This window comes from Streptomyces sp. NPDC006512, from assembly GCF_040611935.1.
Lineage (GTDB): Bacteria > Actinomycetota > Actinomycetes > Streptomycetales > Streptomycetaceae > Streptomyces.
Genome location: NZ_JBEXPG010000126.1, coordinates 1 through 6,772 on the forward strand (window position 1 = coordinate 1; position 6,772 = coordinate 6,772).

The window sequence follows — 6,772 nt, forward strand, 5'->3', positions numbered from 1 at the left end:
CGCGCCTTCCGCGAGATCGGCTTCGATTCGCTGACCGCGGTCGAACTCCGCAACCAGCAGCCGGCTCGAAGCCGGGGCAGGCGCCTTCTCACATCAGCGGAGCCGCGCTCGTCGGTGACCTGCGGGTCAGACCAGCGGGACCGGGAAGGTCGGGTACTCGACGCCGGACACGTGCTGGACCACGCGGATGACCTGGCAGGAGTAGCCGAACTCGTTGTCGTACCAGAGGTAGAGGATCGCGTCGTCGCCCTCGACCTTGGTGGCGCCCGCGTCGACGATCGAGGCGTGGCGCGAGCCGATGAAGTCGCTCGACACCGCGTCGGGAGCCGTCGTGAAGTCGATCTGCCGCTTGAGCGGCGAGGTCAGCGACACGTTGCGGAGGTAGTCGAGGACCTCCTCGCGGGTGGTCTCGCGCTTCAGCCGCAGGCTGAGGATGGCGATCGAGACGTCCGGCACCGGGACGCGGATCGAGCTGCCGGTGATCCGCGCGTTGAGGTCGGGCAGCGCCTTGGCGACGGCCGAGGCGGCACCCGTCTCGGTCATGACCATGTTGAGCGGCGCGGAGCGGCCGCGACGGTCGGAGCTGTGGTAGTTGTCCAGCAGGTTCTGGTCGTTCGTGAACGAGTGGACGGTCTCCACGTGACCGCGCAGGACGCCGTACTCGTCCGCCATGGCCTTCAGCGGCGGGACGATCGCGTTGGTGGTGCAGGAGGCGCAGGACAGGATCTGCTCGTCCGGCTTGATCGTGTCGTGGTTGACGCCGTGCACGATGTTCGGGACGTCGCCCTTGCCCGGCGCGGTCAGCACGACCTTGTCGATGCCGGGGCGCAGGTGCTTCGACAGACCGGCGCGGTCGCGCCACTTGCCGGTGTTGTCGATGAGGATGGCGTCGTTGATGCCGTACGCCGTGTAGTCGACCTCGGACGGGTCGTTGGCGTAGATCACCTTGATCTCGTTGCCGTTGGCGATGATCGTGCTCTTCGCCTCGTCAACGGTGATCGTGCCCTGGAACTGCCCGTGGATGGAGTCGCGGCGCAGCAGCGAGGCGCGCTTGACGAGGTCCTGCTCGCCGCCCCCGCGGACGACGATGGCGCGCAGGCGCAGGCCGTTGCCGGACCCGGCCTTCTCGATGAGCAGGCGGGCGACGAGGCGGCCGATGCGGCCGAAGCCGTAGAGGACGACGTCGCGGCCCTCGCGGCGCTCGATCTTGTTGGCACCCGTGGCGCCGGCGACGGCACCGGCGGTGAACTCCTCGACCGTCAGGCCGCGGCCGTCGGTCTTGTACGTCGCGGCGAGCATGCCGATGTCGATCTGCGAGGGTCCGAGATCGAGCGCGGCGAGCGCCTGGAGGAACGGCAGGGTCTCGGTGACCGAGAGTTCCTCACCGGCGATCTGCCGGGCGAAGCGGTGCGTCTTGAGGATGCTGACCACCGACTTGTTCACCAAGGAGCGGCTGTGGAGCAGGATCGTTACGTCCCTCTCCCGGTGCAGCTTCCCGATGATCGGGATCATCGACTCCGCGATCTCCTCGCGGTTCTTCCAGTTGGTGAACGAGTCATCATTGACAGTCACAGGTTTATCTTTCGAGCTAGGCGGCGCTCATATGCTAACCCCTTGTTCGTTTGATCATTCAAGGGGGTGGCCCCCGGACCCGGTCCGGGCGGCGGACGGCTCGGCTCCGGCCGGTACCTCGTAGATCCTTCCGTCGATGCCCGCGCGGTAGAGCCGGCCCGCCGCGAACCCGGTGTCGCCGCGTCCGTAGGTGAGCTGGGTGGAGAGGTGCATCCCCGACGTCACGGCGCACAGGGCGCCGTCCTCGGCCCGCCAGATCTGCCCCGACGCGTGCGTGGAGACCAGCGGCCGGCCGGCGCCGTCGAGGGTGAGGCCGTCGGGGAGGGCGAGGGCGTCGGCGGGGGCGGTGGAGATCCAGCGCCGCGGGTGGCCCGGGTCGTCCACGGGGATCCGGTACAGCCCGGGGGCGACGGTGGTCTGGACGACGTAGACCTGGGTGCCGTCCGGGGAGACGGCGATGCCGTTGGGCTGCGACACCCGCGCCCAGGCGGGGTCCACCCGCCCGTCCGGGGTGACGCGGCCGATGTTCCGGCCGCCCAGGGTCGTGGTGTAGACGGTGCCGTCGGGGGCGAGGGCCACGCCGTCGATGCCGCCGAGGCCAGAGGCGTACGTGCTGACCGCGCCGGATTCCGGGTCGACCAGCAGGAGCTCCGACCTGGGGAAGAGGTCGCCGGTGAGCGAGTGCGCGAGGTCGTTGCCGGTTCCGACGAGGAGCCTGCCGTCCTCCCGGACGACGATCCCGCCGTTGGCGCCGATGTTCCCGGTGAGGGCGACCGGGGCGCTGCCGGGCGCGTCGATGCGGTAGACGCGGCCGGTGTAGTAGGCGGTGGCGAACATCCGGCCCCGGGCGTCGACGGCGATCGACTCGACCCAGTCGGGCAGCTGCGCCACCTGGACCGGCGGAGCGGGCTCGCCGGTGGCGGGGCACGCCGGAGCCGCGTGGGCCGCTCCGGGCGCGAGGACGGCCGCGGCCAGGACGGCCGCCGGCACGAGGGCGGACGGCACGCGGCGGCGCAGCCGGCGTAAGGCGGTACGGAACGTGCGGGTGCGGGTCGGCCTCATCGGGTCCCCTCCGTCGTCGGGCTGTCTGCCCGGCGCAGTATCGGCCCCGCGTCCCTCCCGCACCACCCCGCCCCGCCCCGGGCGCGGATGGGCGCGAACGGCGGCGGGGCGGGCCGGCCGGCTCGCATCATGGGGCGGTACGGACCGAGCACTTCCCGCCCGCGCGGCTTTCCGCGTACGTCGACGGCGAAGGAACCGACATGGCGACCCTGTTGGGCGCGGGACCCGTTCCCGCGATCGGCCAGCACCAGATGCTCCTCCTCCTGCTCCAGATCGGCCTGTTCCTGGCCGCCGCGGTACTGCTGGGCCGGCTCGCGGAGCGGCTGCGGATGCCCGCCGTGGCCGGCGAGCTCAGCGCGGGCGTGCTGCTCGGTCCGTCCGTGCTGCAGAACCTGGCGCCGGGACCGTCGGACTGGCTGCTCCCCCGGGACCCGGGCCAGACGCACCTGCTGGGCGCCGTCGCCCAGCTAGGCGTGCTGCTGCTGGTCGCGGTCACCGGCGCGCACGTGGACCTCGGGCTGCTGCGGCGCAGCGGCCGGGCCATCGGCTTCGTCAGCGCCGGGAGCGTGCTGCTGCCGCTCGCCCTCGGCATCGGCCTCGGCTACCTGGCGCCCGCCTCGCTGATGGCCCCGGGGGCGGACCGGACGGCCTTCGCCCTGTTCATGGGGGTCGCGATCGCCGTCAGCGCCCTCCCGGTGATCGCGAAGACGCTGCTCGACATGCGGTTGCTGCACCGCGACGTCGGCCAGCTCATCGTCGGTGCGGCCGCGGTCAGCGACGTCGTCGGCTGGATGCTGCTGTCGATCGTCTCCGCCATGGTGGTCACCGGGGTCCAGGCCGGGCTCGTCGCGCAGGCGGCCGGTCACCTGGTCGCCGTGCTGGTCTTCGCCGCCGTGGTGGCGCGGCCGGTCGCCCGGCACGTCCTGCGGCGCGCGAACCGTACCGGGCACCCCGAGCGGGGCGCCGCCGCGGTCGTCGTCCTGGTGGTGCTGTCGGCCGCGGGAACCCTGGCGCTGGGCATGGAGCCGATCCTGGGCACCTTCCTGTGTGGCATCGTGATCGGCACCCTCGGCCCGGAGGCCAGGCAGTCCCTCGGCGCCCTGCGGCCCTTCGTGATGGCGGTGCTCGCCCCGCTGTTCTTCGCCACCGCGGGCCTCCAGGCCGACCTGTCCGCGCTGGCCCGGCCGCAGGTGGCGGCCGCCGCGGTGGTCACCCTGGCGGTGGCCACCGCGGCGAAGTTCGCGGGTGGTTACCTCGGTGCCCGGACGGGCGGGCTCGGCCACGGCGAGGCCCTGGCCATCGGCGCCGGCCTCAACGCCCGGGGCGTCGTGGAGATCGTGATCGCGACGGTCGGCCTGCGGCTCGGTGTGCTGACCGGCGCGACCTACACCGTCGTCATCCTGGTCGCGGTGGTGACCTCCGTGATGGCGCCGCCCTTCCTGCGCCGCGCCACCCGGCGGATTCCCGGGACCACCGCGGAAGCGGACCGGGAGCGGGAGTTCGGAGCCGCGTGGGCCCCCTCCCCCGGTCCGGGCAGGTGAGTTCCGGTTGCGCCCGTGGACGCGCTCAGAGGGCGGAGCCGATCTCGTCGGCCGCCCGTCGCGCCCCGGGCACCGCCGCCGCGCCCCGGCGGCCCCGTCCCCGTCCGACGATCGAGTCGAGGATCTCCCCGACCCGCACGGCCGTGTTCGAGAGCAGCGCCGAGGTGATGCCGTGGGTGTGCTCGGTGCCGCCCTGGAGGTAGATCCCGCAGCGCAGCGCGGGATCGGTCGTCACCCGGTAGTCCCGCTCCACGCGGACGCGGCCCTGGTCGTCGCGCCGGCAGTAGGCCTCGGCCGCACCGAGGAGTCCGAGGCCGTCGGCGGACCGGTATCCGGTCGCGTAGACCAGTACGTCGGCGTCCAGCGGCGTCTTCTCGCCCGTGACCAGTGATTCGACCGTGGTGCGGACCTTGTCGGGGGTCTCGACGACGTCGGCCAGCCGGGACACCTTGAGGAAGCGCAGCCGCTCGGTGCCGAGCACCTTCTCCTGGTACTCCTGGCGGTAGAGCTCGTCGATCAGGTCGACGTCCACCACGGAGTAGTTGGTGTTCCCGTGGTACTCGATCAGCTTCCGCTTGATGGCCTCGGGGGCGGTGAAGTACTCGTCCACCGCGGCCGGGTCGAAGATCCGGTTGGCGAAGCTGCTGTCGTCGGCGGGGCTGTAGCCGTAGCGGGAGAAGACGGCGCAGACCTCGGCCCGGGGGAACGTGCGGTGCAGGAAGGCCACGTTCTCCGCGGCGCTCTGGCCGGCGCCGACCACGACGAACCGGGTCGGGTCGGCGTCCCGCAGGCCCTCGACGCGGGTCAGCAGGTCCGAGTTGTGCCAGATCCGTTCCGTGCGTTCGACGCCCTCCGGCAGGTGGGGCCGCAGGCCGGTGCCGATCACGAGGTTGCGGGCGCGGTGGACCACGAGTTCGGTGCCGGAGCGGGCGGTGACGTCCACGTACTCGATCACGCCGTCGCGTTCCACGGGCCGGACGTCGACGACCTCGCAGCCGTAGGACACCATGTCGTCGACCTTGGCGGCGGCCCATTCGAAGTAGTCGTGGAACTCCACCCGCAGCGGGAAGAGGTTCTTGTGGTTGACGAAGTCGATCAGGCGTCCCTTGCTCTTGAGGTAGCAGAGGAAGCTGTATTCGCTCGTCGGATTGCGCAGGGTCACCAGGTCCTTGAGGAAGGACACCTGCATGGTGGCGTCGTCGATCAGCATGCCCCGGTGCCAGCCGAAGTGCGGCTGGCGCTCGAAGAAGTGGGCCGTGACCGCCTCCTGTCGTCCGACGCCTGCGTTGTGCTCGGCGAGCGCTATCGCCATGGCCACGTTGGACGGTCCGAAGCCGATGCCGATGAGGTCGTGGATCAATGGCGCGTCGTCAGGATGAGCCTCTGACATGTCACTCCCAATCGTGCGGGCAGTCTCTTGCCGGGCATGGGGGAACCGAGAGCAGGGCACGCCGGAGGAACGGCGCTGAGCAGAACTTAGGGAAGGCTAACCTCATCTTCGAGTGATTGTCGATGGGTGCACCGGATCGGCCCCCCGGGCGCGAGTACCGAACACCCGCCAGGGCATGGGCTGTTGCGCAACTTAGGCAAGCCTTGCTCTACTTGCGCTGGCTTGTGCCCCTGCTCCGCGCCCGACACCCCACCTCGATGGGCGGCCGCTCCACCGGCCGCCCTTGACCCCAAGGGAACATCACCCATGCGCACAGCACGGCCTCGGCACTACCTCATGTGCCGGCCCACGTACTTCGACGTGGTCTACTCCATCAACCCCTGGATGGACCCGAAGAAGCCCGTCGACACCCGCCTGGCCATCGCCCAGTGGGAGCAGTTGCGCGAGGTCTACCTGAGCCTCGGCCACACCGTCGACACGATCGACCCCCTGCCCGGCCTCCCCGACATGGTGTTCGCCGCCAACGGCGCCACCGTCATCGACGGCCGCGCCCTCGTGGCACGGTTCCGCGACGCGGAACGCATCGCGGAAGGACCCGCGTACCACGACTGGCTGCGCGACCACGGCTTCCCCGGCCTGCGCACGGCCGACGTCGTCAACGAGGGCGAGGGCGACTACCTCCTCGCCGGAGAGTGGCTGCTCGCGGGCACCGGCTTCCGCAGCGACCCCCGTTCCCACGACGAGGCCCAGGAGTTCTTCGGCCGCCCCGTGATCGGGCTGACCCTCGTCGACCCGGACTACTACCACCTGGACACCGCGCTCACCGTCCTCGACGAGCACACCATCGCCTACTACCCGGCCGCCTTCTCCCCCGGCAGCCTGGCCGTCCTGCGGCGCCTGTTCCCCGACGCCGTCATAGCCGGCCCCGAGGACGCCGCGGTCTTCGGCCTGAACGCGACCTCGGACGGATACAACGTCGTCCTGCCGCAGAACGCCTCCGGCCTCGCCGAGCAGCTGCGCGCCCGCGGCTTCCACCCGGTCGGCGTCGACCTGTCCGAGCTCCTCAAGGCCGGCGGCAGCGTCAAGTGCTGCACGCTGGAACTCCGCCCGGCGCCCTAGGGCCTGTCGTCAAACTCCCGTCTGCCCCGCGACGCCTGGCACGCGCTCTCGCCGCACCGGGCGAAAGCCAAGTACGTCCAGTACGCGG

The 6,772-nt window shown here is 71.4% G+C and carries 5 protein-coding genes; 2 read left to right on the forward strand and 3 right to left on the reverse strand.

Going from position 1 to position 6,772, the window contains the following annotated elements; translation table 11 throughout:
• Positions 1–126: 126 nt before the first annotated feature.
• Both ABZZ17_RS39700 and ABZZ17_RS39705 read right to left on the reverse strand, forming a co-directional pair.
• On the reverse strand, positions 127–1,572 hold the full coding sequence (locus ABZZ17_RS39700) for a glyceraldehyde-3-phosphate dehydrogenase (protein ID WP_356884206.1): 1,446 nt from the start codon (positions 1,570–1,572) through the stop codon (positions 127–129).
• Between the two features lie 54 nt (positions 1,573–1,626).
• Positions 1,627–2,634 (reverse strand): SMP-30/gluconolactonase/LRE family protein, encoded by a 1,008-nt coding sequence (locus ABZZ17_RS39705; protein WP_356884208.1) that lies wholly within the window; start codon positions 2,632–2,634, stop codon positions 1,627–1,629.
• 200 nt (positions 2,635–2,834) lie between these two features.
• Between ABZZ17_RS39705 and ABZZ17_RS39710 the strand changes: the two genes are divergently transcribed.
• Positions 2,835–4,175: a cation:proton antiporter gene (locus ABZZ17_RS39710; protein WP_356884210.1), complete on the forward strand. Its 1,341-nt coding sequence runs from the start codon at positions 2,835–2,837 to the stop codon at positions 4,173–4,175.
• 25 nt (positions 4,176–4,200) lie between these two features.
• Here the strand turns inward: ABZZ17_RS39710 and ABZZ17_RS39715 are convergent, their stop codons facing one another.
• Positions 4,201–5,565, reverse strand: coding sequence for a lysine N(6)-hydroxylase/L-ornithine N(5)-oxygenase family protein (locus ABZZ17_RS39715; protein ID WP_356884212.1), 1,365 nt, complete (start codon positions 5,563–5,565; stop codon positions 4,201–4,203).
• Positions 5,566–5,871: 306 nt separating this feature from the next.
• Here ABZZ17_RS39715 and ddaH point away from each other — a divergent pair, with 306 nt between their 5' ends.
• Complete coding sequence (gene ddaH, locus ABZZ17_RS39720; RefSeq protein WP_356884214.1) at positions 5,872–6,684, forward strand: dimethylargininase; 813 nt, start codon at positions 5,872–5,874, stop codon at positions 6,682–6,684.
• Positions 6,685–6,772 lie beyond the last annotated feature (88 nt).